Here is a 25,934-nt window from a genome sequence, read left to right on the forward strand (position 1 = left end):
TCGGGTTTTTTGAATCAGGATTTCAGGGCCAGGATTTCAGGGTCAGGATTTCAAATTACGCTTGTTGACCCGGCGGGCAATCAGGTCGCCCGTCGACTGCACAATCTGCACCAGCACGATCAGCACGATCACCACCGCCAGCATCACCTCCGGCAGGAAGCGCTGGTAGCCGTAGCGGATGCCGAGGTCGCCCAGGCCGCCGCCGCCGACCGCGCCGACCATGGCGGAATAGCCGATCAGGCTGACCGCCGACAGGGTCAGGCCGGCGACGATGCCCGGCAGGGCTTCCGGCAGCAGAACCTTGCGGATGATCTGGAAGGGCGTGGCGCCCATCGCCTGCGCCGCCTCGACCAGGCCGCGGTCGACCTCGCGCACCGCATTCTCCACCACACGGGCGATGAAGGGGGCGGCGGCGACGGTCAGCGGCACGATGGCCGCGTTGGTGCCGATGGAGGTTCCGGCGATCAGCCGGGTGAAGGGGATGATCGCCACCACCAGGATGATGAAGGGGGTGGAGCGGGTCATGTTCACCACCGCCCCCATCACCTTGTTGAAGGCGAAGTTCTGCAGCAGTTCGCCCCGCCCGGTGACGGCCAGCATCACGCCGATGGGAAGCCCGATCAGCGTCCCGATGGCGCCCGACACCGCCACCATGTGCAGCGTGTCGATCAGCCCCTTGATCAGCAGGTCAATGATTTGCGGGGAGAGCATGGCCCAACACCTCGACGCCCAGATTGTTCTCTTTCACCAGTGCGATGGCGGCATCGACCTTGGCCGTGTCGCCCAGCGCCTCCACCACCAGCGTGCCGAAGGGGGCGCCCTGGATCTCGTCGATCTGGCCGTGCCAGATGTTCAGGTCCAGGTTCAAGTGGCGGCTGATGGCGCTGATGACCGGGGTGGTCGCCTTCTCGCCGGTGAAGGTGATGCGCAGCACCGGGTTGCTCCCCAGGCCGGGCTGGGGCGACAGCCGGTCGCGCAGGCTGTCGGGAATCCCGCGGTTGATTACGGGATCGACGAAGCTGCGGGTGGTGGGGTGCTTGGGATGGGCGAAGATGTCGAAGACCGGCCCCTGCTCGATCACCCGGCCGCCTTCCATCACCGCCACCTTGTGGCAGATCTCCTTGATGACGGCGATCTCATGGGTGATCAGCACGATGGTCAGGCCGAGCCGCCGGTTGATGTCGCCCAGCAGATGCAGGATCTGCGTCGTCGTTTCCGGGTCGAGCGCGGAGGTCGCCTCGTCCGACAGCAGCACCTTCGGCTTGCTGGCGAGAGCGCGGGCGATGCCGACGCGCTGCTTCTGCCCGCCCGACAGCTCCGCCGGATAACGGTTGCGCTTGTCGGCCAGCCCGACGAGGTCGAGCAGCGGCTCCACCGTCCGGCCGATCTCCGCCTTGGCCATGCCCGCCAGTTCCAGCGGCAGCGCCACATTGTCGAAGACGGTGCGCGAGGACAGCAGATTGAAGTGCTGGAAGATCATGCCGATGGAATGGCGGGCCTGCCGCAGTTCCGCCGCCGACAGGGTGGTCATCTCCACCCCATCCACCGTGACGCTGCCCGCCGTCGGGCTTTCCAGCAGGTTGACCGTGCGCAGCAGAGTGGACTTGCCGGCACCCGACCGGCCAATGATCCCGAAGACCTCGCCGCGTTCGATGGAGAGGTCGATGTCGGCCAGCGCGTGGACCGGAGCCCCGCCGCCGCGGGCGGCGTAAGTCTTGCGAATGTTTGTTAGCGTTATCATCTTTTATTCGGCAAAAGGGGACGTCCAGCGTCCCCCCAGCCCCCTCACCAAGTCGGAATGATGGAACCGTTGAAGCGCGTTTCGATAAACTGCCGCACTTCGGGCGAACGATACAGCGCAATGAAGCGCTTGATCGTCGGGTCTTCCATGCGATCCTTGCGGACCGCCCAGACCAGGTTCCACTTCGACTGGTCATCCTCCAGCACCAGCGCCTTCTTCGGCTCCAGCCCGGCCAGCACGGCATAGTTGAGGGTGATGACCGACGCATCCACGTCGTCGAGCGAGCGGGGAAGCTGGGCGGCGTCCAGTTCCACCAGCTTGATGCCCTTCGGGTTCACCACGTCGGCGATGGTGGTGTTCAGGCCGGCTCCCTCCTTCAGCCCGATCACGCCGGCCTTGGCCAGCAGGAACAGGGCGCGGGCGCCGTTGGTGGGGTCGTTGGGGATCGACACCGACGCACCCGGCTTCAGGTCGGCCAGCGCCTTCACCTTGGCACTGTAGACGCCCATCGGCACCACGACGCTCTTGGCGACGGAGACGATGTCGTAGCCGCGCTGCTTCACCTGATTGTCCAGGAAGGGCTGGTGCTGGAAATTGTTGGCGTCGATGTCGCCGGCCTGAAGCGCGGCATTGGGCATATTCCAGTCCGTGAACTCGATCACCTGCGCCTCGATGCCCTCCTTGGCGGCCAGCTTGGCGGTGAATTCCAGGATCTCGCCATAGGGGCCGGCCGACACGCCCAGCTTCAGCGGAGCGGCGAAGGCAGAGGTCGCGGCGGTCAGCAGGCCGGCGGCGACGGCCACCGACATCAGGATGCGCTTCATCGGGTCTTTCCTCAGGGTTTCTTGGCAGCGGGCATTTATCGGGGCTCAGCGGCGGCGGGTGTCGGGCAGCCGGCTGTAATGCTGGTGGGCAGCGCGCTGGGCCTGTCCGACATTGCGGAAGACGCGGCGGTCGAGATCGCGGAAAGCCCAGTCGGACACGAAGAAGGTGAAGCCGCCGCGCTCGGCGACGACGATGCCGGCGGACCGGCCCTGGACTTCGATGGCGTAGGCGCTGGCGTGGGACATGGCGAAGGACTCCCCCTGGCGCGGCCGGGCCCTCGGCACACTGGGGCGGGGCGGGACGGCGGCGCAAATGCGTTCAGGACTGGCGGATGTGCGGAATGGGCGCTGTGTCTTGGGGCCGCAAGGTCAGCGGCAACACAGGCCCGGGCGCATCATGCAGGCCGGGAAAGCGGTCCGAAGCACGGATGGGGGAACGGAAACTCGCGATGTCATTCCGGTCTCTCCTTCTTGAAGAGGTCCACGACCGGTATCGTGGCGCTTTAGCGTTTGGTGACGCGGCGCAAGCTGCAGAAGTCAAATTGCCGCGGGATGCCCCGGCGGGGCGTCCGATGGATAATGTCTACTGCCGATATCGGTATTCAGTCAACCGGCTTTTTCGCAAATAAGTGTACTTTCCACGTTTATACATTTTTCTAATGGTAAATGCGCGGCGGTCTGCGGAAACCGCCGCGCACGATATGGTACCGGTTACTGAGACAGCTGCTTGAAGCCGATCTGGCCGCAGGACTGGTCGAACAGATAGTCAACCTTGCTCAGCCAATGCCGGCCGGTGTTGATGAAGTTGCCGTTGCTCGGCTCGATCCAGGTCGCCTGGGACTGGTCGAGCGGCAGCACCACCTTCGGCGGATTCAGCTGTGCGGTCAGGGTCGGGTTCAGCGTGGTGCCCGCCACGGTCAGTTCCATGGTCAGGCCGGGGGTGACGATCGTCTCTTTCACCGGCTTGGTTCCGCCGCCGGGCTGGGGCACGTTCACGGTGACGGTGTCCACGGAACCGGCCGGGCGGGCGCTGTCGCTGAAAGCCATGAACATGTAGTCCAGGCCGGTATCCACCAGCGTGCTGCCGCAGAGCGGGGCGCCCAGCGCGGTCCCCTTCGAATCCTTCAGCGTGATACAGGCGGTTGCCCCGTTCCACACCGTGCCGCCGGTCGTCGGCTGCGGCGACACCTGGGTCAGCTGAACCGTCTGGAAACCGTTGGCGTTCGCCTGGGTCAGGCCGATGTCGATGCCCTGCTGGGTGAAGACATAGCCGGCATGTGCCGCGGCCGGCACGTTCAGGAAGGGGTTGTTGGTGGTGGTCGGGGATGTTCCGCGGTCGAAGCCGACGCCGATCATGCCGAAGCCGTCGCTGACCTTGGCGCAGTTCGCCAAGCTGGTGCCGCTCTTGCCGTTCACCGGGGCGGTGCCCTCATAGCTGGCGCAGTTGTTCGGATCCACCGTGGCGGTGCTGGTCGGCGGGTTGGAGGTCACCTGGCAATGGCAGCTGGTGGCGATGATGTCGACCGGCGTGGTGTTGGTATAGCCGCCACCGCTCAGCGGCAGGGCGATCGCCGCCTTGACGTTCTTGCCGGCGTAGTAATTGCCGGAGCTGGAATAGGCGATCTGGGTCGTCTGGGTGGAGGCGTTCCAGACGCTGGCCGGAACCTTGCCGGACGGCAGGGCGAGGCCGGTGGAGCCGGTGTCGACCATCACCGGCTGAACGCCGGCCGATGCCGCGTTGTTCGCGTCGAGCACCGCGACGTCGATCATGTACCCGTTCAGAACCGACGATGCGCCCGAGCTGAGCGCCAGCGACACCGAACCGCTCTGCGGATAGGTGCAATTGCCGGAGGAGGTGGAAGAGGCGGCAAGGGCGCCAGCCATGGGGGCGGCGGAGAGCGCCAGGGCCAAGGCCGTCAGAATAGCCGGCCGGATGGCGCCTTGGGAAATGGGATGGAGAGACGCAATCATTGCTTTGATGTTCCTTAAAGTGAATGGGCGAAAATTGTATAAATCCTGTCAATGCACCTACGGATGGATTTTCTGAGTCAAATTGTAACCATATCCCGGCAACCTGCCGCCGTCGTGCCGCAGCCGCCGGCGACCAACGGGCCACGCGGACGATGCGGGGCGTGACACCGACAGGTGACGGGCGCGCGGAATGTGCTATCTATCGCGTCGATGGTTCATCCGGGGCCTGCACACCGCCCCGGCGAGCGATGCGAGGAGAGTGTTTTGTCCGCCGATCCCAGCGCCCAAGGGGTGACTGCCGCAGCGATGACGGCCGCACCGGTCGATGACCAACTGGTGCTGGCCCTGCCCAAGGGCCGCATCCTGAAGGAGCTGCGCCCGCTGCTGTCCCATGCCGGCATCCATCCGGAGCCGGCCTTCGACGACGACAAGAGCCGGCTCCTGCGCTTCGCCACCAATGTGCCGAACCTCAGCATCATCCGCGTCCGCTCCTTCGACGTGGCGACCTTCGTCGCCTTCGGCGCCGCCCATCTGGGCGTGGCGGGCAACGATGTGCTGATGGAGTTCGACTATCCGGAGATCTACGCGCCGCTCGACCTCGGCATCGGCGCCTGCCGCCTGTCGGTCGCCGAGCCGGTGGAGATGATGGAGGGCGACGATCCGTCGCGGTGGAGCCATGTGCGCGTCGCCACCAAATATCCGGAGGTTACCAAGCGCCACTTCGCCGCCCGCGGCGTCCAGGCTGAGTGCGTCAAGCTGAACGGCGCGATGGAACTGGCCCCGACGCTGGGCTTGTGCCGCCGCATCGTCGATCTGGTCTCCACCGGATCGACGCTGAAGGCCAACGGGCTGGTGGAGGTGGAGCATATCGCCGACGTCACCTCGCGCCTGATCGTCAACCGCGCCGCCTTCAAGACGCGGACGGCCGAGATTTCTCAGTGGATCGACAAGTTCCGGGAGGCGGTGAATGCCCGTCAGGCTTGATATTCGCGACGCGGACTTCGCCGCCGGCTTCCAGGCCCTGCTGCACGCCAAGCGCGAGGCCAGCGAGGATGTCCAGACGCTGGTCGCCGGGGTGATCGAACAGGTGCGCACGCGCGGCGACGATGCCCTGATCGACTACACCGCCCGCTGGGACCGCCAGACCCTGACGGCCGACACCCTGCGCATCGGCCGGGACGAAATCGACGCCGCCACGGCCAAATGCTCGGCCGAGACGCTGGAGGCGCTCGACCTCGCCGCCGCGCGGATCGAAGAGTTCCACCGCCGCCAGATCCCGGAGGTCACCGACTACCGCGACGCCGCCGGCGTGCGGCTGGGCGCTCGCTGGACACCGGTCGGCGCCGTCGGCCTCTATGTGCCGGGCGGCACCGCCTCCTACCCGTCGTCGGTGCTGATGAACGCCCTGCCGGCCAAGGTGGCGGGCGTCGAGCGTGTCGTCATGGTGGTGCCGACGCCGGACGGGGCGATCAACCCGCTGGTGCTGGCCGCCGCCAAGCGCTGCGGCATCGACGAGATCTACCGCATCGGCGGCGCCCAGGCGGTCGCGGCGCTGGCCCACGGCACGGCGACGATCCGGCCTGTGGACAAGATCGTCGGCCCCGGCAACGCCTTCGTCGCCGCCGCCAAGCGGCAGGTCTACGGCCTTGTCGGCATCGACAGCATCGCCGGCCCGTCGGAAATCCTGGTGGTGGCGGACGGCCACAACGATCCGGCTTGGATCGCCATGGACCTGCTGTCGCAGGCCGAACACGACACCTCGGCCCAGTCGATCCTGATCACCGACGACGCCGTCTTCGCCGACGCGGTCGCGGCGGCGGTCGACAAGCATCTGGAAACGCTGCCACGCACGGCAATCGCCGGCGAGAGCTGGCGCGAGCATGGCGCCATCGTCCTGGTCGGCGACCTGACGGCCGATGCGCCGGCCCTGGTCGACCGTCTGGCGCCGGAGCATCTGGAACTGGCGGTCGAGGATCCGGACGCGCTGGCGGCCCGGATCCGCAATGCCGGTGCCATCTTCCTCGGCCGCTACACGCCGGAAGCCATTGGCGACTATGTGGCCGGGCCGAACCATGTGCTGCCGACGGCGCGCAGCGCCCGCTTCTCCTCCGGCCTCAACGTGCTGGACTTCATGAAGCGGACGACCTTCGTCGCCTGCGACGCCGAAAGCCTGCGGGCCATCGGCCCGGCGGCGGTGACGCTGGCGATGGCCGAGGGGCTGGAGGCGCATGCGCGCTCCGTCGCTCAGCGGCTGCCGGGTTATAAAGCGTAAGAAGCAGGGGAGGCGGGGCGTGACGACGGCGAAAAGCAAGCGGCGCATCACCCATGTGACGCTCGACGAGCGGAGTGTCGTCCGCCACAAGCCCGAGGTGGAGCATGAGCGCGCCGTCGCCATCTTCGATCTGCTGGAAGACAACGAGTTCTGCCCCTGCGAGTTCGCGGAGGACGGGCCGTACCACCTGCACCTGTCGATCGAGGACAACCGGCTGGTCTTCGACATCCGGCGCGAGGACAACAGCGAACTCGACAGGCTGATGCTTCCGATCACCGGCTTCCGGTCGATCGTCCGCGATTACTTCCTGATCTGCGAGAGCTATTACGCCGCCATCAAGCGGTCGACGCCCTCGCAGATCGAGGCCATCGACATGGGCCGCCGCGGCCTGCACAACGAGGGGTCCGAGATGCTGCGCGAACGGCTGGCCGGCAAGGTGGAGATGGACCTGCAGACCGCGCGCCGGCTGTTCACGCTGATCTGCGTCCTGCATATCCGCGGTTGACGGACACGGGCGGCGCAAGGCCATGGCGGCGACCCCGGTCCTCACCCCCCTGCCGGTGACGAGCGTCTTGTTCGCCTGCACCTACAACATGATCCGTTCGCCGATGGCGGCGGCGATGATGCGCCATTACCACGGCACGCGCGTCTATGTGGATTCGGTCGGCGTCCGCGAGGGCGACGAGGTCGATCCCTTCGCCGTCGCGGTGATGGAGGAGATCGGCATCGACCTGTCCAAGCACCGCTGCCGCACCTTCGAGGATCTGGAAGACACCAACTTCGACCTGATCGTCTCGCTGTCGCCGGAGGCGCAGCACCGCGCCATCGAGATGACGCGCACCATGGCCTGCGACGTGGAGTTCTGGAACACCTTCGACCCCACCCTGGTCGACGGCACCCGCGACGCCATGCTGGAAGCCTACCGTCACGTCCGCGACGGCCTGCTGGCCAAGGTCAAGCAGCGCTTTCCGCTGACGCGCGGACCGACGGTGTAACGGCGGTCAGCCGGCGGCAACAGCCCTATACGGTCCGATCCCGGCTCGATATCGTTTGATCCGACCGATTTCGGCATCGGCGTCGGCAATCGCATCGGAGAGCAGGCGCTTCTGAATGCCGTCGGCTCCATCATGCAGTCGGACGAGCGTCTCCCGCCACTGCTGCCAGGGTTCGACATGGAAGAAATCGTCGGGAGGTGATGGGACGCCCAGGCTCATCTTCTGCTCCCCAGTGAATTCCGCAACTCCGCTGCCGACCTCGATACCAGCAAGTCCGCCGCGAGGGTTGCGAACTCGTACCCCTTGCGCCGCTCCGCGACCTTGCGGAAACGATAGTCGATCATGTCGGCAGCCTGCAAGATCAGGCACAGCACGTGGGTTGTGATCCATGCACCGTCAAGTCGGGTTGCCGGCGCCACCAGCGCGTTGGAGCGATGCCAGTCGGTGACAACACCCTGCACCTGCCGCAGGGCCCTGCCGATGTTCCCCCGCTGCAGAATGGTCACTCTGTATGCGATGCCATCATGACCATGAGCAAAAATCGTGGCAATTCCTGGGAAATAATCGAAAAGCCGGAGGTCGGCCGCGCTCAGGGAGGAGCCGTTGGGATGATTGTGGTGGATGACGATGCGGCGGTGAGCGTCCGCACCGGCACAGGCAAGGGTCTCCGGAATACCGACCCGCTCGGGCTCGCCATCGCTATGACGGCAGATCTCCTTTTCCGCATCGAGGTCATACGCGAACAGATGCTCGTATCCCGTTGCTTTCCCGTGTCCGACGACATAGCTCCTGGCGTCGCCATCCAGTTTAGGATGGCAATCATCGGCATGGTGATGAAGCGCTGCCGCAATATGCCGAGGCAGGACACCACGTCCCCTGCCACTTTCCAGATCATGGTCGTCTGCCACAGCCTGCCCTGGAGATAGAAAGGTATCCGCGAACTACCATGGCGCGAAGCGAAAGAAAAGCGGGCGGCCAAACGAGACAAGGCAAGCATCACCCTCCGGCCCGCGCCGCCACCGGCCGCGTCCGCTTCTTCTGCCGCCAGCGCAGCACGCCGGTGACCAGAAGCACTGTCGGCAGCAGGCCGGCCACCGCCACCAGGATGCGGCAGCACAGGCCGAAGCACTCGCCGTTGTGCAGCGGATGCTGCCAGCCGAAGAAGGCGTCGCCGAAGGTCCAACGGGTGGGGTCGCGCAGGTCCAGGATCGTGCCGTCGCCGCCGTCCACCCAGACGCTGGTCTTCGGAAAGCGCCAGCCGGGCTCGCCGGCCTGGAACAAGCGGATGTGGTAGGCGCCGCCCGCTTGCGCCGGCACCTCGACCCAGCGCGGCTCGGCCTGCGGGAAGCGGGCGAGGGCCGCGGCCAGAGCGGCGTCGGCCCCCACCTCCCTCCCCGCTTTCGCCGACGCGACGGCGGGCGGCGGGGTCAGCGGCGACAGCCTCTCGACCATCGGCTTCACCCAGTCCGGCTGTTCCATGACCACCCCGGTGACGATCAGCGGCAGCAGGACGACGAGGCCGTAGACGCCCGCCAGCACATGGATGTCGAACACCTGCCGGACGAAGCCGGAGCGGATGCGGGGCATCAGCGCCCGTCCCCATCTCCCGGCGGCCGGCCACCACAGATAGACCCCGCTGGCCAGGATCAGCAGGCTGGCGATGCCGCCCGCCGCCAGCACCATCCGGCCGGTGTCGCCGGCCAGCAGCAGGTAATGCAGATCATAGGTCCAGGTCATGGCGGTGCGCCCCCAGAAGCGGGAGGACAGCACCTCCCCGCTATACGGGTTCACCGCCACCATCAGGGGGGCGAAGGATTTCCCCGCCGTCTCCTCCGGCTTCATGTAGCGCGCCATGATCGGATGGTCGGGGCCATGGGGAAGTTCCAGACGCCAGCCGCCGGTCCGATGCGGATGGGCCTCGCGCAACGCCTGAACCACCCGGTCGAGCGGCGCCGGGGCCGTCCGCCCATCCCTTTGCCCGGCCGGGACCACCAGTTCCGGCGTCAGCATGCGGTCGATGTCGACGTAGAAGACCAGCAGACTGCCCGTCAGCGCGGTCAGGGCCAGCAGTCCTCCAACCACGAGCCCCAGCGTCAGATGCAGGGTCAGCACGATCCGCCGGATTCGCTGCCTTGCCATGCCGGCGCCCCGGCCGGACGGTCTCGCCGGGGTCATGACGCAGTCGCTGTGGGTTTGCATCGGGCGGGCCTCCTGACGGATGGATCGGTGCAAGGATGATCGGTGCGGTGGGCGAACCATCCCGGAAGCCCCGCCGGCCGGCCTTGACGGCCGTCAAATGCCGCCGCGCGGACACACGGCATGGTCGGTAATAATTTTGGCATTTTGCAACTTTTTGCGCTGCAGCCTGTTCCCATGGCGTCCCGCGCAATGCTATTGAGCTGTGTCATCGCAACGCACTGCGTGCCGGCCTAGGCTCGGGTGTGTCGACGCCCGTTCCCGCGGAGAGCCCCTGATCCATGCCCGCCGGTCTGCTGCCCCGCCTTCTCCGCGCCTTCAGTCCGCGCAGCCTGCGTGCACGCCTGATGGGCGTCGTGCTGGCATCGCTGGCGTTGCCGCTGGCGGGTGCGCTCTATCTGGCCGACCAGCAGCTCGACGACCGCATCGATGCGGCGCGCGAACTGGCCCTGCACCTCGCCGACGACGGGGTGGAGCGCCAGCGCGACCTGATCGGGGAGGCGCGCAACCTGCTCGGCGTGCTGTCGCTGGTTCCGGCGATCCGTGATGCGACGCCGATCGACACCGATTCCTGCGTCGCCACCCTGTCGCCGATGCCGCGCCAGCACCGCTGGACCACCGGCGTCTGGCTGACCGACGCCGAAGGCAACATCATCTGCGACACCACCGGCCCCGGCGCCGGCATCTCGCTCAGGGAACGCGAGTATTTCCAGCGCGTCCTCGACACGAAAAACTGGGTGGTCAGCGACTTCATCATCGGCAAGCGCTCGCTGAAGCCACTGATCATCGTCGCCGGCCCCATCATGGAGAATGGACGGATCGTCCGCGTGATCGGCGTGGCGGTCGACCTCACCTGGCTGACCGATCTGGTGAAGGTGCTGAAGCAGCCGGACGCCCGCGTCATGGTTCTGGACCGTCACGGCGTGATCGTGGCCCGCCAGCCGGACCCGGAAGGCTGGCTGAACCGCAACGTCTTCCACATGCAGCATGTCCAGCACATGCTGCGCGAGCGCAACGGCGCCTTCGATTCCGAAAGCGCCGACGGCCGCGGCCGGCTGTGGGCCTTCCGCCATTCCAGCGAGACCGACACCGTCTTCGCCGTCGGCATGCCGACCGCCCCGATCATCGCGGAGGCCCGGCGCGACCTGTGGCAAAGCCTGGGCCTGCTCGCCATCGCCGGGCTGGTCAGCGTCATCGCGCTGTGGGTGCTGCTGCGCGCCTCCGTCCTGCGCTGGGTGTGGGAGCTGGGAAGTGCCGCCACCCGCATCGGCGACGGCGGCGGCGGCACCATGATCGAGGCCGACCGCGCCCCGCACGAATTCCGCGTCGTCTCCCACGCCTTCAACAACATGTCGCGCCGCCTGAAGCAGCGCGAACAGGAACTGCGCTCCGCCATGGAGGAGGCGCGGGCCGGCAGCCGCGCCAAGGAGGAATTCCTCGCCACAATGAGCCACGAGATCCGCACGCCGATGAACGGCGTGATCGGATTCGCGGAAATGCTGCTGGAAACGCCGCTGACGACCGAACAGCGCCGCTATGCCTCGCAGGTGCGCGATGCCGGCCGGTCGCTGCTGACCGTCATCAACGACGTGCTCGACCTGTCGAAGCTGGAGGCCGGACGGCTCGATCTGGTCAGCGTGCCGTTCCGGCTTGACGATCTGGCCGACCGCTGCGTCGCCATCGTCCGGCTTGCCGCCGAACAGAAGGGGCTGGAGATCCAGACCACCATCTCCGCCACCGCCCGCGGTTTCGTCATGGGCGATCCCGACCGGCTGCGCCAGATCCTGCTGAACCTGCTGGGCAATGCGGTGAAATTCACCGACCGCGGGTCCGTCCGGCTGACCGTGAAGGCGGTGGAGGACGACGGCAGCAGTCTGGGGGGTAGCAAGTCCGGGGGCCGGCCGGGCGGGAACCGCATCTGCACCTTCACCGTCACGGATACCGGAATCGGCATCGCCGCCGACCGGCAGCGCGACCTGTTCCAGCGCTTCACCCAGCTGGAGCGCGGGCGCGGCGGCACCGGGCTGGGCCTTGCCATCTGCCGCCGTCTGGTGGAGCTGATGGGCGGCGAGATCGGCATGGACAGCAAGGTGGGCGCCGGCAGCACCTTCTGGTTCTCGCTGCCGCTGCTGTCAGCCGGCAGCGCCGCGGTCCAGCCCGACAGCACCGCCGTCTCCAGCATCGAGCCGGGCAGCCCCGGCGTGCGCATCCTGCTGGCCGAGGATCTGGCGATGAACCGCGATCTGGCGATGACCATGCTGACCAAGGCGGGGCATCATGTCGACGCCGTGGTCGACGGCGCCGCCGCCGTCGCCGCCGTGCAGGAACAGACCTACGATATCGTGCTGATGGACGTGCAGATGCCGGTGATGGACGGGTTGGAGGCCACCCGCCGCATCCGCGCCCTGCCCGCTCCGGTCGGCAGGATCCCGATCCTGGCCCTGACCGCCGGCGTGATGCAGGTGGAGGTCGAGCGCTGCCTGCAGGCGGGCATGAACGCGCATCTGGCAAAGCCGCTCGAAAAGTCGAAGCTTCTGGCCGCCGTCGGCCGCTGGGCCCGCCCCGATGACGGCCAAAACGACAGGTCCGGCGGCGGCGAATTCGGCCATGAGCGTGATGGGGGGCGCGATGGGGCCCGGGATGGGGCCAGGGATGGGGAAGGTCCCGATGCCCAGCGCCCGCAGTTGATCGCACACAGCTGACGAGTCGGTGTTATAGTGCCTGCACCGTCCCGGCCGCGCTCACGCTCCCGATGCGCGGCCGGGCGGGCCTCGACCCCGGCAGGCTCTGCCGGCCTGCAGCGAAGTGTGTGCCATGAAGGTTGCGCAGCCCCCTCTCGGCTCTGTTCCGGAGCGCAAGCCCGAAATCCTTCCGCCGCCGGCCGATGGTGCCGGCGCCGAGCCGTCCTTCCGCGACTCGCTGGCCCAGACCTCGCAAGGCCGTTCGGCGAGCGTTCCGGTCGGCCGGCTCGTCAACGGCCAGAAGGCACCGCCCATGCCCTTGGGCAAGCCGGCGGCCCCGGTCCTGCTGGACGACGGCACCCAGGTTCCCCTTCCTGCGGCGAAGCCGGTGACACCCATCCGGCTGGCCGACGGCACGGCCGTGCCGGTGCCCGCCGCCAAGCCCGCGGCACCCGTCCTGCTGGCTGCCGAGGCCGGCCCGGCGACCGCGGGGGCGCCGCGCGCGCCACTGCCCGGACTTAAACCGGCGGTTCCGGCCCCGGTGCCAAGCTCCGCCAGGGTCGCGAACGCCGTGGAGGCGGTGACCTCCGACAATCCGACCGCAGCGCGGGTGCTGGTCGCCTCGCAGCAGGTCGCCGGCCTGTCCGGCCACAGCTTCACCGCCATCCTGGCCCAGGCGACGCAGGAAAGCGGGCTGGACAGCGCGGCGAAGAACAGCCGCAGCTCCGCCGCCGGGCCGTTCCAGTTCCTGGAATCCACCTGGCTCGACCTGTTCCGCCGCCATGGCGCCGCCTATGGGCAAGGTGAACTCGCCTCGCACATCCAGGTCCGCAACGGCGTGTCCAGCGTCAAGGACCCGGCGATCCGCCGCCAGATCCTGGAACTGCGCCACGATGTCGACCTGTCGGCCGGCATGGCCGCCCGCTATCTGGCCGAGGGGCGGGACGCGCTGGAGAAGCGGCTGGGCCGCCAGGCCAGCGAATCGGAGAGCCGCATGGCCTATGTTCTGGGCTCCGGCGGGGCGGCGAAGCTGATTCGCGCCGCCGAATCGACGCCGGGCGCCGTCGCCGCCGACCTGCTGCCCAGCGCCGCGAAGTCGAATCACAACCTGTTTCACGACCGGTCCAGCGGCCGCGCCCTGAGCGCGGCGGAAACCGTGAGCCGCCTGACGCGGCGCATGGAGATCGACCAGCGCGAGATGTTCGCGGCCATCGGCCAAGCGCTGGAACGGCCGCGCCGCCTGGACGAGGGCAGCGCATCGCCGCTCAACCCCCATCAGTCGGTCTGACCGAAGGGCCAGCGGAAGCGGTGCCGGAGGGTTGTCCGACCCGCAACGCGGGGCTGCCCCGCGCGGCTGGGCTGCGGCCGAACGCATCGGCGGTGGGAATCCCACTTGACCCGGCGGCTTTGGAAGGTCAGTTATTGCCGCGAAACTATTAGGACGGACATAAGGGCCTATGGCAAAGGAAGATCTGATCGAGTTTTCCGGGACCGTCGTCGAATTGCTTCCGAACGCGATGTTCCGGGTGAAGCTCGACAACGATCACGAGGTTCTCGCGCACACCTCGGGCAAGATGCGTAAGAACCGGATTCGCGTCCTGGCTGGCGACCGCGTCAATGTGGAAATGACGCCGTACGACCTGACCAAGGGCCGCATCACCTTCCGGTTCAAGTAGCATCCTTGCTGCATCGCGGTTCCCCGTGACGATCCCGTCCAAGGCGCCCCGGCTGGTGCTGGCTTCGGCCTCGCCCCGCCGGCTCGACCTGTTGCGCCAGATCGGCATCGTGCCCGACGCGGTCGATCCCGCCGATCTCGACGAAGCGCCGCTGCGCGACGAACTCCCGCCCCAGCACGCCATGCGTCTGGCGGCGGAGAAGGCGTCGTGCGTTGCTGCGCGCCATCCCGATTCGTGGATTCTCGCCGCCGACACCGTGGTCGCCTGCGGCCGCCGCATCCTGCCCAAGGCCGAGCGGGAGGAGGAGGCGCGACGCTGCCTGTCCCTGCTGTCCGGCCGGCGGCACCGGGTGCTGGGCGGCATCGTCCTGCTGGTCCCCGACGCTGGCGGAGAGGGCCACCGCAGGATCGACCGGCTGGTCCGCACCGACGTCACCTTCAAGGTGCTCGACCGGACGGAAACCGATGCCTACATCGCGTCCGGCGAATGGAAGGGCAAGGCCGGCGGCTATGCTATCCAGGGCCGGGCGGGTGCGCTGGTGCGCTGGATCGGCGGCTCCTACAGCAATGTCGTCGGGCTGTCGCTCCACGAGGTCGCCGGCATGCTGCACGGCGCCGGCTTCCCGCCTTCTCCCCCTGCCCCGCCTGAGCAATGAACAGGCTTGAGCTGCTGGTCGACCGCGACGGTCCGCTGACGCGGGCGGCGGTGCTGGCCGACGGCCGCCTGACCGACCTGCACATCGACCATGCCGACCGCCCGTCGCTGCTGGGCGCCGTCATCCTGGGCCGGGTGGAGCGAATCGCCACCGGCCTGAACGGCGCCTTCATCGATCTTGGCGGCGGTCTGTCCGGCCTGCTGCCTGCCACCGACGTGCGCCGCCCCGTTCTCGACGACGACTCCCCCCAATCGCGCTCCCATCCCCGTCCGGGGTCGAAGCCGGCCGCCATCGGCGCGCTGCTGCGCGCCGGCCAGCCGGTGGTGGTGCAGGTGAAGGCCGATGCCGCGGGGGCCAAGGGTCCGTCGCTGACGATGGACGTCACCCTGCCCGGCCGCTTTCTGGTGCATGCGCCGCTCGGCCGCGACATCGCGGTGTCGAAGCGCCTGGGCAGCGGGCCGGAGCGCGCGGCGCTCGGCCGCCGCATCGAAGAGCTTGTCACCGGCGCCGGCTGGATCGTCCGCGCCGGGGCCGCCCAAGTGTCCGACGATCTTCTGGCCGCCGAATCGGAGGCGCTGCACCTGCAATGGCGCGCCATCCGCGACGACGCCCGCGCCGGTTCCGCCCCACGCCTGCTTCATCCCGGCCCCGACGCCCCCACCCGCGCCCTGATCGAGCAGGGCGCCGCGGCACCCGAGTCGATCATCGTCGACGACCCGGCCCCGGCCGGCGGCATCGCCGTCGGAGAGGGTCCGCTGCTGTCGGCCTTGCGCGGCTGGTGCGACCGCCACGCCCCCGACCTGCTGCCACGGCTGACCGCCCACAGGGCCTCCCAGCGCCTGTTCGACCTGCGCGACCTCGACTCTGCGATTGCGGAGCTTCTGGACGTCCGGGTGCCGCTGCCGCTCGGCGGTTCGCTGGTGATCGAGCGGACGGAGGCGCTGACGGTGGTGGACGTCAATGCCGGGGAGCGCGGCAACCCGGTGGACGTCAACATCGACGCCGCGGCGGAGATCGCCCGCCAGCTCCGCCTGCGCAATGTCGGCGGCATCGTGGTGGTGGATTTCGTCAACATGCGCGGCCGCGGCGATGCCGAGCGCGTGCTGGCCGCCTTGTCGCATGCGGTGGAAAGCGACCCGGTGCAGACCCAAGTGTATGGCATGTCGAAGCTTGGCCTGGTGGAGCTGACCCGCGCCCGCCGCGGCACGCCGCTGGCCGCCCTGCTGCGTCCCTAGCCGCTTACAGCAGTAGTTCGTTACGGAGACCGTCCCTTGTCCGATCCCCAATCCCTCGGCGCCGAACAGCGCCCCCATTCCCATGAGCATTCCCATGCCGGCGCCAAGGCGGGCTCCATCGGCGAGAAAGGCACCCAGTGCCCGATCTGCGGCCGCCCGACCGAACCGGCCACCCGCCCCTTCTGTTCCAAGCGCTGTGCCGATATCGACCTGTCGCGCTGGCTGGGCGAGGGCTATCGCATTCCGGGCTCCGAATCCCCGCTTCCGCCCCGCGATTCCGACCCTGACGACGAGCCGTAAGGGGGTCCAAATTTTTCTGAATTTTTCTCTGGACAGCCTGTCCGAACCTCTCTAAAAAGCGCCCCACACGACGCGCCGCACCGACCGAAACGGTCACCCACCAAGCGGCGCAGAGATGCCCAGGTAGCTCAGTTGGTAGAGCAGGGGACTGAAAATCCCCGTGTCGGCGGTTCGACTCCGTCCCTGGGCACCACCCTCCCTCCTTTAAAATCAGCGGGTTGGATGGTGTCGAACGGTCAGCGCTTCTGACCTAGTTTTCCAGAGTTTTCCAAACGGTTTTCCACCGTTGTTCTGGCTCTGGTCACGCCTTCCTCCCCACCCCTTCCAGCTTCATGATCGCCGCAGTCGCGCGCCGCTTCTGGTCTGCCGACCGGGTGTATCGGGCGACCATCGCTTCGGTCTTGTGCCCCGTGATCGCCATGATGTCGCGGGTGTCGCAGCCGGCATCCGCGAGCTTTGTGGCAGCCGTGTGCCGCAGGCCGTGGAAGGTCAGGCCGGGCTGGACCTTGCCTTCAGCCACCAGCTGCCGAATCACCTTAAAGAACCGGGCACGGAAGCCAGATTCCGTGAACGGCTCGCCGCGTTGTCCGACGACGATGGTCATGGGCACCGGGCGGTTCTTCGCCGCCAGCTTCGCCGACAGAGCCGGCAGGCGGGCGCGTGCTTCGTCGAGGATCGTCTTCAGCTCCGAATGCACCGGCACCCAGATCGGGTCGTCGGTCTTCGCCTGTCGCGACTCGATCACGCCGCCACGGTAGGCTGACCACGTCAAGCGGATGGCGTCGCCCTCGCGCAGGCCGGCATGTGCACCCAGCGCCACAGCGACGCGCAGCTCCGGCGGCATCGCTGCCATAACCCTGGCGAACTCTTCGTCGGTCCACGGGCGGTTGACCACGCGTTCACCGCGCGGCTTTCGGATCTTCGGAACCTTCTCGCAGGGGTTCGCGTCCATGTAGCCGTAGGGGCGGCCCCAGTTGAACAGTGCCGACATGAAGCGCAGCAGGTGGTTCGCGAACCACCGCTTGCGCGTCTTGTACGCCTGATCGCGCAGCCGGGTCATGGTCGGGGTGTCAATCCGGTCCAACGGCATGTCGTGCAGCGGCTTCAACCAATCCATCGCTTCGTGATAGTCGGCCTTGGTTGAATCGGCTTTCTCGGCAAAGGTCGGGCTGCCCCGATAGGCGATCAGCAGCGCGCCTAGCGTCTTGCAGACCACCGGGGCAGCCGCGTCGCTGTTCTCGACGGCGATGCCTTCCAGCCGCCGGTATTCGGCTTCGAACTCAGCACTACCGGGTTCGCCCGGCAGGCGCATGCCGGTGCCCCGGTGATAGTAGTAGGCCCGCCCCTTGGCGGTGACCCGCTTCACGTTCCGCATTGGGAAATTCGCTCCGTCCAGGATTGAGGTGCTCCATCCTGCCGGTGGCCCGCCAAATCGTCCACCCAGCGGTCCAGATCGGTCCGGTCGTACATCCGCCGGGAGCCGATCCTGTGAAAGGTGATGCCCAGCCGGTCCAGCACGTTCGGCGACTGGCCGATGTAGGCCGCTGCCAACTCGCGCGACAGCAGGCGCGGCCAGCCGGGCAACTCGGAAGGGCGTGCTTTGGCGGCGGTCATGGCTTCACCGCCCGCACGCACGCATGAACCGCACGAAACCGCCACCACTGCCGGCGAGGATCGCGGTAAAGATCAGGGCGGGCAGAAGCTCAAAAGGCATGGTGATCGCCCCTCTTAGGAAGGAACTGACGGCCGATCAGGGCGATGGTGTCTTCGCGCGACGGGAGGGCGGCGAATAACTCCGCCTCCTCAGTGCACACGTCGCACAAGCGCGTGGTGCGGTTGATCAGAGTGTATTCGCCGCAGTCATGGCAATGGCCGATCACAGTCATGGTTCCTCACTTCCGGCGCGTGCGGCGGCCGGTCTTGGGGTCGTAGGTGCGGGGCCGCCACCGCCGGCCGGCGGTGCGGTCTTCGTCGAGGAAGGCAGAGACAAGTGCGGTGACCGCGGCAAAGCCGCCGGGCTGGCGAAGGACGCGCCACGTCATCACCGCTTCGTAGAGCTTCGCTCCGCGCAGCCGCGCCCGGTTGTTCCAGGCGACGCGGCAGGCGGGTCGGCAGAATTCCTGCGCCAGATCGGAGGCCGTGTAGATGGCTCCGCACTCGCGGCAGACCGATCCACAGGCCGGGCGCGCAGAGGCCACTCCTGGGGCATCTGACGGAACGCGTGTACACGCCGCGGATTTGCTGGGTTTCGGCATCACTGGACCCGCAGACGCAGGTTCAGGAAGTAGATGCAGCTTGCCTTCTGGCGCCGCAGGCCATGGCGGGCGAGCTGGCGCATCAGCCCGGCGCGGGTGATCGGTTCCAGGCCGCGCGGCTGGCACCAAGCGACATAGGCGGTCCACAGCGCCTCCGCCTTCAGGCGGGCACCAGAAGCCGGTTCCGTGCTGTCGGAGAGGAAGGACTCGACCCAGCCAGGGGTGTCCTTCCCTTTGCTGTGCGCGTCCAACGGCGGCAGGGGCGAAGACCGCCACAGTCGGCGGGCGGCGTCGCGGCCACCCAGCATGCGCGCCTCGCGGATGATGTCGATCCACAGGCGGTAAATCGCTTCAAAGTCGGGGTGGTGCGTCTGGGGCACGGCGGGCAAAGCTCCGCCGTCCACCGGAACCGTGGCGTCGGTCATTGTCGATGTCTCGGGGATGGTCCCAGCGACCCCCGGCACTTTCGCCGAAAACCGGGGGTCTCACGCTGGGGCACTCGTATGGCCGGATAGCGCCGACCGCGCACGCTGCCTGCTGCGGCGGCGGTCAGAGGGAGCGCGGCTGAACCGCACCCGCTCGGGTCGCCGGCCTGGTCAGGCGACGGAGCGACTGCCCAGTATTGACCGCGCGTAGCCGCGGGCGGCTTCGGCATGGGCGGCGATGTCGGCGGCGCTGAAGTCGGTCAGCAGGTCGGCTTCCGTCACCGCGTCGCCGGAGCCGCCCAGGTCGGCAATCTTGCGGCCCATGGCGCGGGCGGTGGCATGTAGGGCGGAAGGGCTGCGCATTATACGGCGGTGCTTCATGCTGAATGTCCTGATATCTATGAGTGGTCTCAGAGCCGATACGCATCGGGGCTAAGCCGAGCGACCAAGCAAGGTCTAATTCGGGTAAATATACCCTGTCAAGCGTGATTGGGGTATCTATACCCAATTTTTGCCAGCTCGTGTGTTCGAGATATAAGGCTTGAGCCTATCAGACCGCTACAGCACGCACAGATCGTGCGAGCCAACGGATTACATCGTTGGAGTAGACGGACAAGAGAAAGCAAATTAATGTGTACCTATCTCGTTAATAGCAACTCAGAATAGGTAAATGCAGCATGTTGAAGCCCGTGAGCGCAGAAAGAAGCCTGATTAAGGCCGCTGATGATCTGAAATCCCTTTTCCGCACCGCTCCAAGTGCATTCCGCTTTGGCCGCAGCGGGCGTTTTGGGGTACCAGATCGTGGAATCTGGATGGACTATTGGGCAGACAAGAATGGTGAAAAGCACTGGTTTGAGTTCGGTCTCCTACGCGGTAATGAGCCTACTAAACGTGTTGTTCAGATCAATATGCCATTTTCTGGGACTCGCGAAGGTTTTACGGGCCAGCTTGTTCAGGATGGCGCTAAACGCTGGTTACTGCACTGGGGGTACCTAAAAGCTAAACCTAAGGCGATCAAAACAGATATGTTCGATAGGGCATTTGACCTTGGGACAAAGAGAGAAAATGTCCAGCTTAGCAGCAAAGTTTCGAGAGAATACTACAAAGTTGCATGCTTAGATGATGAAAACTTTCTTGATGATATAGAAGACTATATTAAAGCTTGCGCCCGCGTAAGGCGTTATTGGGAAGACATTGAAGCGGGTGCAGAGGGAAAAACAAACCACAGTTTGTTTCAAGCCAAATTGCCGAAGAGATATGAAATTCCGGCGAGAGATCCTAGAACTGTCGATCCAGTTCACGATGTTGTTGTTAATGCTCTAGCGGAGGAGCTAACAATAATAGGCCTTTCCCCATCTGATGAACGCCAGATGCGGCGTGGGCCTGACCTCTTTTACGGAGACGAGGGAAAAGCGATTGGTTTGTTTGAAGTGAAAACGGAGGTAACGCCATATTCGATATACACTGCTATTGGACAATTATTTTTCTACAAAGCCCTACTTAGCAGTCCTGGCGTCCTCGTTGTTGTATTACCCGGCGACCCCACACCGTTAGACCGCGAGGTTCTGCATCAACTAGGAATCCGATTACTACGGTATTCCATCGACGATGGAACGGTGTGTTTTGTGGATAAAGTTGCAGAAATCGTCGGAGTGTCTAAAGCTTAAATTTAAATCTGGGTGTGGAGAATCCATTATCTGACTCTCCACGCCCCTTCAAAACCATCAACTCTACCGGTGAACACACTACATCCAACGCCAGCCACCAATGACACGTCCCTGGATATGAGCTTCCTCTAGCGTGCGTTCATAAGGTTCGTATCGGGGATTGTCCGAGGAAATGCGGACGCAAACGGGATCGCTGTGAGGGATAACCTGCAGCCGCTTCACCACAAGGCCAAGACCGTCCCAAACAACAAATAGCCCTGGTGGTGACGGTGTTCTGTCAGCGATGTCAACCATGATGCGCTGCCCTGGCATCAAGGTTGGCTCCATTGAGTCACCATAAACCGTAATGATCTTGAGTTCTTCAGATGGAGCAGACGTGTACCCGCGAATTACTTCCGTGGGCACACGCCATGTGTGCGTCGCAGTATTTTCCTCGGTTAGAGTTCCTGGGCCAGCTCCAGCCCGAACATCAAGTTCAGTAATGGGCATCCCGCCGTTTAAGATGTGGTCGCTCGACCCGCCAAATACATCCGCAGGAACATCTGGAGTATTAGCAATAGTGTCCTCGCCGATATCATCGCGAGATAAGTCATTAGTCGTGCAGCCCAGCGCTTTTGCAATCTTCTTTAACGTATCTGCGCGGGGGTTCTTAGACTTTCCGTAAATAATGTTCTTAGCGCCGCCTTCACTCAACTCGGCCCGGCGCTCTAACTCTGCGATACTCCAGCCAAAGATATCCATTCGGCGCCTAATTTCGCGGCCAATGGGTGTCTCGGAAGGTCTAACCTGATTCTTAGCCATTGGGGAAACTTACCCGAGCATCCTCGATACCCGAACGGATAAATTTACCCTTGCCAAAAGGGGTAAATTTATCCGAACATCCGGGACCATGCATACGCGACAGCACATATTGGTTCGTGTTCAGGCGTTTTTGCGTCTGCACGGACTCACCGCAGCCCGCTTCGGACTCGATGCCGTAGGCGACCACAAGTTTGTGAAGCGTCTCACCGAAGGTGCAGGCATCACCCTGACCGTGATTGAGCGCGCTGAAGCTTACATGGCCGCCGCTGCTCCAACCGACGCTATCGCCTCGCATCACCACGGCTCCCATTCGCGACGACGCTTCGTCTCGAAGCTGCTGCGAACACGGCGACTTGCGCCGCGTTGCGCCGCCCCTGTCCTGGGTGGAGAGCAGCTGTCGACAGAACCGCAGTATGAACGCGCGAACTAAAAATATCCTGTTCCATCGACACGCGAGTACCGGACAATGACCAAGCGCCGTGATCCGCTGTCCCTAGAGGACGCGGTGTTTCTCGTCCATGCCTCTCTGGGTGACGCCCAGGTCGAGGCCGTTACCAGCAAGAGCGCGCGCCTCGTTCGCATGTGGTCGGACCCCGACGACGACGCGCACCGCATTCCCCTGTTCCAGGCATTGCGCCTGGATCGTGCCATGATTGGCCGTGGCGAGGCCCCGCCGATCCTGACCGCCTATAAGGCGGAGCTGCGCCGTTCGGCCGATGGTGCCGCGGTGCCGGGCGACCCGATGGCGCGGCTTGCCGAAGCCATGGTGGAGCTGGGCGACGTGGCCGAAGCCGTCCGGCAGGCCCGCTGCCCCAAGAGTGACGGCGGCAGGCAGATCACGGCGGAAGAAGGCCGCGAGGTGCTGCGCGAGCTGGCCGTCTTGCGCGGGGTGCTCGACGCCCTGGAGAGGGACGTGACCGCCTCCATTCCGGCTGGCCCCCGTGCCGTAGAGGTGGCGTGATGACCGCGCTGCTGACCACCGGGGGCGTTGCCATGATGCTGTCCGGCAGGATGGAGCATCCGACCGACGTGCGGTTCCTTACGGCCTGGGGGGACGGCTCTGCCGCCTGCCTCTCTGGTCGTCCCCTGACCGATAATCCCTATCTGCCCGACACCGTCAGCGGCTGGGGCTGGGCGTCCGGTTGGGCTGACGCCGACAGCATGGTGTCGGCGCTCGCCGGCCATCTGGAAGCCTGCCGGCCGGATCATGCGGCGCAAGAGGTGCCTGCATGACCGCCCCGGCCGGCTCCCGTGATCTCGATCCCGGCATCGCCCTGTCGCTGGCTTGCGGCCGGGTGCTGATCGGCCGTCCCCAGGACGCCGACCGCGACGCCCTGGTTAGAGCAATCGCCGCGGTGCCGGACATCGACAGCGCCGCGCGCGGACTGGCCCAGGTCGCCGCCGCTTGGCTGGCCGGCGGTCTCGACAACCACGCTCTGGCCGTGGCGCTCGCCAACTTCAACGCCCCTTTCTGCGCCAACCGGCGCCTCGATCCGGCGCAACGCGCTGTCGATGACATGCCGCTGTTCGCGCCCGCAACCCACGCCGCGAGAGTGGCCCAAGCCCTGGAGGATTGACCCATGCCCGCCACGTTGAACGCGTTCCTCCGCAGTGCATGCGAGGGACGCGAAGCCTCCGTTCGTGTCCGCGATCTGTTCAACGCCTACTCCGTCTTCTGCAATAGCAAGCGTCTGCGCCCCCTGACGCGGGCCAATTTCGGCCGGAGCCTGTCCCGTCACGGCTATAAGCCCGAGCTGGATCAGCAGGGCCACACCTGGGTGTCGGGGATCGGTGTCCGGTCACTGCCGGGCCTGCCGAAGGTGCAGAGCCGCCTGGTGCTGACGCTGCCGGAGGGATTGACGGGGTCCGACATTAACGCTCTGTCCATCGTGGTGCGCGAGCTGGCCGCCGCTCAGAAAGCGGTAGACGACGGCGCGGCGGCCGATGACGAACTGTCGCCCGGCACGCTGGACTCGGCCGGTGGTGAATATCTGTCCCATGCCGGTTATCACCGCCGGGACGACTTCCCGCCGGGTCAGCCGTCCGACTCGTGGCCGCTGGAACCGGAGGATTGGCAGCCGACGAAGCCGATGGACGATGCCGTACGCGGGTGCGTGTTCGGTATCGCCGCAGTGTCCTACCGCCTGCGTGCGGGCGAGCGGGCGGAGGGTAACCGGCCATGACCGAAGTTGCCGGGCCGGAACTGTTCGAGGCGGCGGCGGCCTACGCAGCCCGCGGCTGGGCAGTGTTCCCGTGCGTGGCCGGGGACAAGCTGCCCTACAAGGAAAAGGACTTCTTCGAACATGGCGTCAATGACGCCAAGACCTCCCCCTATTGGGTGAAACAGTATTGGACCCGTTGGCCGCGGGCAAATGTCGGGCTGGCTGCTGGCGAACAGTCCGGCTTCTGGGTGATGGACGCCGACATCAAGGACGCGGTGGGCGACAAGCCGGCGGAGAACGGCTTCGAGACGTTGCAGATCCTGGAAGAGCTGTTCGGGGAGCCGCTGCCGCAGACGCTGGGGCAGAACACCCCCAGCGGCGGGCGGCACTGGCTGTTCCGCTGGCCGGGCCGCCCGGTGAAGAACAGCGCGCGGTCGCGCCTGGGGCCGGGTCTTGACACCCGGTCGACCGGCGGGTACATCCTCGCCGCCCCGTCGATCCATCCGAACGGCGGGCGATATGCCTGGATCGGCAGCCCAGACTCCACCCCCGTCGTGCCAGCCCCGGAATGGGTGATCCGGCTGCTGATGGGAGAGCCGGAAGACCTTGACTGGTTGCGCCTGCGCCTCGATGGGCGCGAGTTGCCGGCCTTCCTCGCCAAGCGCATCGGCCAGCCGGTGCCGAAGGCTGCCGCACGTGCCCCTTCGACCAAGACCGAACGCATCTCCGCCTATGCCCGCGCCGCGCTTGATGACGAGGTGAAGACCGTCCGCCAGACCGGGCCGGGCAACCAGAACAACGCGCTGAACGAAGCCGCCTTCAAGCTGGGCGGGCTGGTGGCGACGAACGCCCTACCGGAAGACTTGGTGCGCCAGCATTTGATGGCGGCAGCTCTGCAATGGAGCATCGACCCGCGCAAAGGCGGGTGGGACCCGGCGCATCTGGAAAAGATCATCGACGGCGGCATTGCGGCCGGACGGAACCACCCGCGCGACGTGCCAGAACGCCCGGAGCGGCAACAGCGGCGCTATCAGCCCCAGCGCCGGCACCGTGGCGGCGCCCCGTCTCCGGCTGCCCTGGGCGTGCAGATGGCCGCCGGCCGGGCGGTGTGGAATGCCCGCGCCGCATCGCTGACCGATACGCCCGCCACCACCTTCCTCGCTGCCAGCGGCGTGGACCCGGCGACCGCTGGCCCGTGGTTCGGCTTCGGAGAGGTGGAATACCTGCATGGCCCGGACGGGGCGGAGCCGGTGTGCATCGGCCGGTGGCCCGCTCTGCTGGCCGGCATGGCGCGGTGGCCTGACCGGGACGGCAAGCCGGAGGTGCGCGCCGTGCTGGCGACCCTTCTGTCGCCGGATGGCCGGATGGCGACCATCGCCGATCCCAGCACAGGGGAGGTGCTGCCGTCCCGCCGCCTGATCGGCGCTTGGCAGGGCGCGGCGGTGCGCCTGGGCAAGGTCTCGGGCGAGCGGCTGCACCTGACCACTGGGGCCGTGATCGGGCTTCAGACCCGCAACGCCTATCCGGGCGTGCCGGTGTGGATCGGCGGGCCGGTGTCGGCGCTGCTGCATCTGGCGCTGCCGGAGACGGTGCGGGACGTGATCGTGATCGGCGCGGACGCCGCGTCGGACGAGCTGCGCGGCCGGGTGGCGCGGGCGCTGGGCGGTGATGGCCGGGTGACGGTGCGCTTCCCTCCCCGCCGGGCGCGGAATGGGGGCGGCCATGGATGACGCCGCCGCGCGCCTGCTGGCCTTCCGCTACATGAGCACGACCGCACGCCGTGCGCCCGACGTCTACTGCTGGTGTCGCCGGCTGCTGGGGCACCGTGAGCGCCGTCGCGACTGCGCCGCCCTGTGGTCGGATGCCTTCGACCTGTTGGTCGTGCTGATCGCCGACTCCGAGACCTTCGCCGCCGGCATCGCCCGGCAGGTGGCTGCCGCTGAACAGCTTGCGGTGACATTCGACCAAGACCGAACGAGGGCCGCCGCGTGACCAAGTCAACCTCCCCTGGCCCCCTCCTGTTCGATCTTCCTGCGATTGGGGGCGATGCTCCCTCTCGGGCGGTATCGCTGTCGGGC

At 66.4% G+C, this 25,934-nt stretch carries 33 protein-coding genes and 1 tRNA gene; 18 read left to right on the forward strand and 16 right to left on the reverse strand.

The genetic code is table 11. The annotated features are described in order from the left end of the window. Positions 1 to 42: 42 nt before the first annotated feature. The 5 genes from VD964_RS13305 to VD964_RS13325 form a co-directional block, all read right to left on the reverse strand. Entirely contained in the window at positions 43 to 711 is a 669-nt protein-coding gene (locus VD964_RS13305) for a methionine ABC transporter permease (protein WP_108548565.1), read from the reverse strand. Then, positions 689 to 1,741, reverse strand: coding sequence for a methionine ABC transporter ATP-binding protein (locus VD964_RS13310; RefSeq protein WP_324869056.1), 1,053 nt, complete (start codon positions 1,739 to 1,741; stop codon positions 689 to 691). Before VD964_RS13310 ends, VD964_RS13305 begins: the two co-directional genes overlap by 23 nt. Positions 1,742 to 1,785: 44 nt before the next feature. After that, the gene (locus VD964_RS13315; RefSeq protein ID WP_324869057.1) at positions 1,786 to 2,565 is read right to left on the reverse strand and encodes a MetQ/NlpA family ABC transporter substrate-binding protein; all 780 of its coding nucleotides are present in this window, start codon (positions 2,563 to 2,565) and stop codon (positions 1,786 to 1,788) included. 45 nt (positions 2,566 to 2,610) lie between these two features. Next, complete coding sequence (locus VD964_RS13320; protein WP_149222881.1) at positions 2,611 to 2,811, reverse strand: hypothetical protein; 201 nt, start codon at positions 2,809 to 2,811, stop codon at positions 2,611 to 2,613. A gap of 465 nt (positions 2,812 to 3,276) precedes the next feature. Further along, a complete protein-coding gene (locus tag VD964_RS13325) occupies positions 3,277 to 4,536 on the reverse strand; it encodes a hypothetical protein (RefSeq protein ID WP_324869058.1) in 1,260 nt (419 codons plus the stop codon). 306 nt (positions 4,537 to 4,842) lie between these two features. Between VD964_RS13325 and hisG the strand changes: the two genes are divergently transcribed. From hisG to VD964_RS13345, 4 genes are read left to right on the forward strand one after another with little or no spacing between them, the layout of a single operon-like run. Next, entirely contained in the window at positions 4,843 to 5,520 is a 678-nt protein-coding gene (gene hisG / locus VD964_RS13330) for an ATP phosphoribosyltransferase (RefSeq protein ID WP_149223079.1), read from the forward strand. Then, positions 5,504 to 6,808: a histidinol dehydrogenase gene (hisD, locus tag VD964_RS13335; protein ID WP_324869059.1), complete on the forward strand. Its 1,305-nt coding sequence runs from the start codon at positions 5,504 to 5,506 to the stop codon at positions 6,806 to 6,808. Before hisG ends, hisD begins: the two co-directional genes overlap by 17 nt. A 19-nt stretch (positions 6,809 to 6,827) precedes the next feature. Beyond that, positions 6,828 to 7,313, forward strand: coding sequence for a UPF0262 family protein (locus tag VD964_RS13340; RefSeq protein ID WP_149222878.1), 486 nt, complete (start codon positions 6,828 to 6,830; stop codon positions 7,311 to 7,313). A gap of 22 nt (positions 7,314 to 7,335) precedes the next feature. Further along, positions 7,336 to 7,803 (forward strand): low molecular weight phosphatase family protein, encoded by a 468-nt coding sequence (locus tag VD964_RS13345; RefSeq protein ID WP_324869060.1) that lies wholly within the window; start codon positions 7,336 to 7,338, stop codon positions 7,801 to 7,803. A gap of 6 nt (positions 7,804 to 7,809) precedes the next feature. Here VD964_RS13345 and VD964_RS13350 read toward each other — a convergent pair whose 3' ends face one another. The 3 genes from VD964_RS13350 to VD964_RS13360 form a co-directional block, all read right to left on the reverse strand. Further along, complete coding sequence (locus VD964_RS13350) at positions 7,810 to 8,022, reverse strand: hypothetical protein (RefSeq protein ID WP_324869061.1); 213 nt, start codon at positions 8,020 to 8,022, stop codon at positions 7,810 to 7,812. After that, positions 8,019 to 8,711, reverse strand: a complete 693-nt coding sequence (locus tag VD964_RS13355) for a hypothetical protein (RefSeq protein WP_324869062.1) — start codon at positions 8,709 to 8,711, stop codon at positions 8,019 to 8,021. The genes VD964_RS13350 and VD964_RS13355 overlap by 4 nt, the downstream gene beginning before the upstream one ends. Positions 8,712 to 8,799: 88 nt before the next feature. After that, positions 8,800 to 10,002, reverse strand: coding sequence for a PepSY-associated TM helix domain-containing protein (locus tag VD964_RS13360; protein WP_324869063.1), 1,203 nt, complete (start codon positions 10,000 to 10,002; stop codon positions 8,800 to 8,802). Between the two features lie 278 nt (positions 10,003 to 10,280). Between VD964_RS13360 and VD964_RS13365 the strand changes: the two genes are divergently transcribed. The 7 genes from VD964_RS13365 (at position 10,281) to VD964_RS13395 (ending at position 16,739) form a co-directional block, all read left to right on the forward strand. Next, positions 10,281 to 12,701, forward strand: coding sequence for a hybrid sensor histidine kinase/response regulator (locus VD964_RS13365; protein WP_324869064.1), 2,421 nt, complete (start codon positions 10,281 to 10,283; stop codon positions 12,699 to 12,701). A gap of 112 nt (positions 12,702 to 12,813) precedes the next feature. Then, the gene (locus VD964_RS13370; RefSeq protein WP_324869065.1) at positions 12,814 to 13,968 is read left to right on the forward strand and encodes a lytic transglycosylase domain-containing protein; all 1,155 of its coding nucleotides are present in this window, start codon (positions 12,814 to 12,816) and stop codon (positions 13,966 to 13,968) included. Positions 13,969 to 14,137: 169 nt separating this feature from the next. After that, positions 14,138 to 14,356, forward strand: a complete 219-nt coding sequence (infA, locus tag VD964_RS13375) for a translation initiation factor IF-1 (RefSeq protein WP_012977999.1) — start codon at positions 14,138 to 14,140, stop codon at positions 14,354 to 14,356. 25 nt (positions 14,357 to 14,381) lie between these two features. Beyond that, entirely contained in the window at positions 14,382 to 15,011 is a 630-nt protein-coding gene (locus VD964_RS13380) for a Maf family protein (RefSeq protein ID WP_324869066.1), read from the forward strand. Continuing rightward, positions 15,008 to 16,246, forward strand: a complete 1,239-nt coding sequence (locus VD964_RS13385; RefSeq protein ID WP_324869067.1) for a ribonuclease E/G — start codon at positions 15,008 to 15,010, stop codon at positions 16,244 to 16,246. The genes VD964_RS13380 and VD964_RS13385 overlap by 4 nt, the downstream gene beginning before the upstream one ends. A 36-nt stretch (positions 16,247 to 16,282) precedes the next feature. Then, complete coding sequence (locus tag VD964_RS13390) at positions 16,283 to 16,546, forward strand: DNA gyrase inhibitor YacG (protein WP_414637143.1); 264 nt, start codon at positions 16,283 to 16,285, stop codon at positions 16,544 to 16,546. Between the two features lie 117 nt (positions 16,547 to 16,663). Beyond that, positions 16,664 to 16,739, forward strand: a tRNA-Phe gene (locus VD964_RS13395). Between the two features lie 108 nt (positions 16,740 to 16,847). On the opposite strand, the gene VD964_RS13400 is transcribed toward VD964_RS13395, so the two are convergent. The 6 genes from VD964_RS13400 to VD964_RS13425 all read right to left on the reverse strand — a co-directional run bounded on the left by VD964_RS13400 (position 16,848) and on the right by VD964_RS13425 (position 19,607). Further along, entirely contained in the window at positions 16,848 to 17,921 is a 1,074-nt protein-coding gene (locus VD964_RS13400) for a tyrosine-type recombinase/integrase (RefSeq protein WP_324869068.1), read from the reverse strand. Continuing rightward, positions 17,909 to 18,160 carry a hypothetical protein gene (locus tag VD964_RS13405; RefSeq protein ID WP_324869069.1) on the reverse strand — a complete coding sequence of 84 codons (252 nt, stop codon included), beginning with the start codon at positions 18,158 to 18,160 and terminating at the stop codon, positions 17,909 to 17,911. The genes VD964_RS13400 and VD964_RS13405 overlap by 13 nt, the downstream gene beginning before the upstream one ends. 89 nt (positions 18,161 to 18,249) lie before the next feature. Continuing rightward, positions 18,250 to 18,432 (reverse strand): hypothetical protein, encoded by a 183-nt coding sequence (locus tag VD964_RS13410; RefSeq protein WP_324869070.1) that lies wholly within the window; start codon positions 18,430 to 18,432, stop codon positions 18,250 to 18,252. 6 nt (positions 18,433 to 18,438) lie between these two features. Continuing rightward, on the reverse strand, positions 18,439 to 18,744 hold the full coding sequence (locus VD964_RS13415) for a hypothetical protein (protein WP_324869071.1): 306 nt from the start codon (positions 18,742 to 18,744) through the stop codon (positions 18,439 to 18,441). Positions 18,745 to 18,800: 56 nt separating this feature from the next. Further along, positions 18,801 to 19,226, reverse strand: coding sequence for a hypothetical protein (locus tag VD964_RS13420; protein WP_324869072.1), 426 nt, complete (start codon positions 19,224 to 19,226; stop codon positions 18,801 to 18,803). Between the two features lie 171 nt (positions 19,227 to 19,397). After that, positions 19,398 to 19,607, reverse strand: coding sequence for a hypothetical protein (locus VD964_RS13425; RefSeq protein WP_324869073.1), 210 nt, complete (start codon positions 19,605 to 19,607; stop codon positions 19,398 to 19,400). A 296-nt stretch (positions 19,608 to 19,903) separates the two neighbouring features. Between VD964_RS13425 and VD964_RS13430 the strand changes: the two genes are divergently transcribed. After that, on the forward strand, positions 19,904 to 20,893 hold the full coding sequence (locus VD964_RS13430) for a hypothetical protein (RefSeq protein WP_324869074.1): 990 nt from the start codon (positions 19,904 to 19,906) through the stop codon (positions 20,891 to 20,893). 78 nt (positions 20,894 to 20,971) lie between these two features. Here VD964_RS13430 and VD964_RS13435 read toward each other — a convergent pair whose 3' ends face one another. Both VD964_RS13435 and VD964_RS13440 read right to left on the reverse strand, forming a co-directional pair. After that, positions 20,972 to 21,634 (reverse strand): S24 family peptidase, encoded by a 663-nt coding sequence (locus VD964_RS13435; protein ID WP_324869075.1) that lies wholly within the window; start codon positions 21,632 to 21,634, stop codon positions 20,972 to 20,974. A gap of 52 nt (positions 21,635 to 21,686) precedes the next feature. Next, positions 21,687 to 21,989, reverse strand: a complete 303-nt coding sequence (locus tag VD964_RS13440; protein WP_324869076.1) for a hypothetical protein — start codon at positions 21,987 to 21,989, stop codon at positions 21,687 to 21,689. Between the two features lie 171 nt (positions 21,990 to 22,160). Between VD964_RS13440 and VD964_RS13445 the strand changes: the two genes are divergently transcribed. From VD964_RS13445 to VD964_RS13470, 6 genes are read left to right on the forward strand one after another with little or no spacing between them, the layout of a single operon-like run. Further along, positions 22,161 to 22,655, forward strand: coding sequence for a hypothetical protein (locus VD964_RS13445; RefSeq protein ID WP_324869077.1), 495 nt, complete (start codon positions 22,161 to 22,163; stop codon positions 22,653 to 22,655). Continuing rightward, positions 22,655 to 22,927: a hypothetical protein gene (locus VD964_RS13450; protein WP_324869078.1), complete on the forward strand. Its 273-nt coding sequence runs from the start codon at positions 22,655 to 22,657 to the stop codon at positions 22,925 to 22,927. Before VD964_RS13445 ends, VD964_RS13450 begins: the two co-directional genes overlap by 1 nt. After that, a complete protein-coding gene (locus VD964_RS13455; protein WP_324869079.1) occupies positions 22,924 to 23,271 on the forward strand; it encodes a hypothetical protein in 348 nt (115 codons plus the stop codon). The genes VD964_RS13450 and VD964_RS13455 overlap by 4 nt, the downstream gene beginning before the upstream one ends. A 3-nt stretch (positions 23,272 to 23,274) precedes the next feature. Beyond that, a complete protein-coding gene (locus VD964_RS13460) occupies positions 23,275 to 23,877 on the forward strand; it encodes a hypothetical protein (RefSeq protein ID WP_324869080.1) in 603 nt (200 codons plus the stop codon). Continuing rightward, positions 23,874 to 25,586 (forward strand): bifunctional DNA primase/polymerase, encoded by a 1,713-nt coding sequence (locus VD964_RS13465; protein WP_324869081.1) that lies wholly within the window; start codon positions 23,874 to 23,876, stop codon positions 25,584 to 25,586. Before VD964_RS13460 ends, VD964_RS13465 begins: the two co-directional genes overlap by 4 nt. Continuing rightward, positions 25,579 to 25,848: a hypothetical protein gene (locus VD964_RS13470; RefSeq protein WP_324869082.1), complete on the forward strand. Its 270-nt coding sequence runs from the start codon at positions 25,579 to 25,581 to the stop codon at positions 25,846 to 25,848. Before VD964_RS13465 ends, VD964_RS13470 begins: the two co-directional genes overlap by 8 nt. Positions 25,849 to 25,934: the final 86 nt, after the last annotated feature.

Origin of the sequence: Azospirillum sp., from assembly GCF_035628975.1 — a bacterium.
Taxonomy (GTDB): Bacteria; Pseudomonadota; Alphaproteobacteria; order Azospirillales; family Azospirillaceae; genus Azospirillum.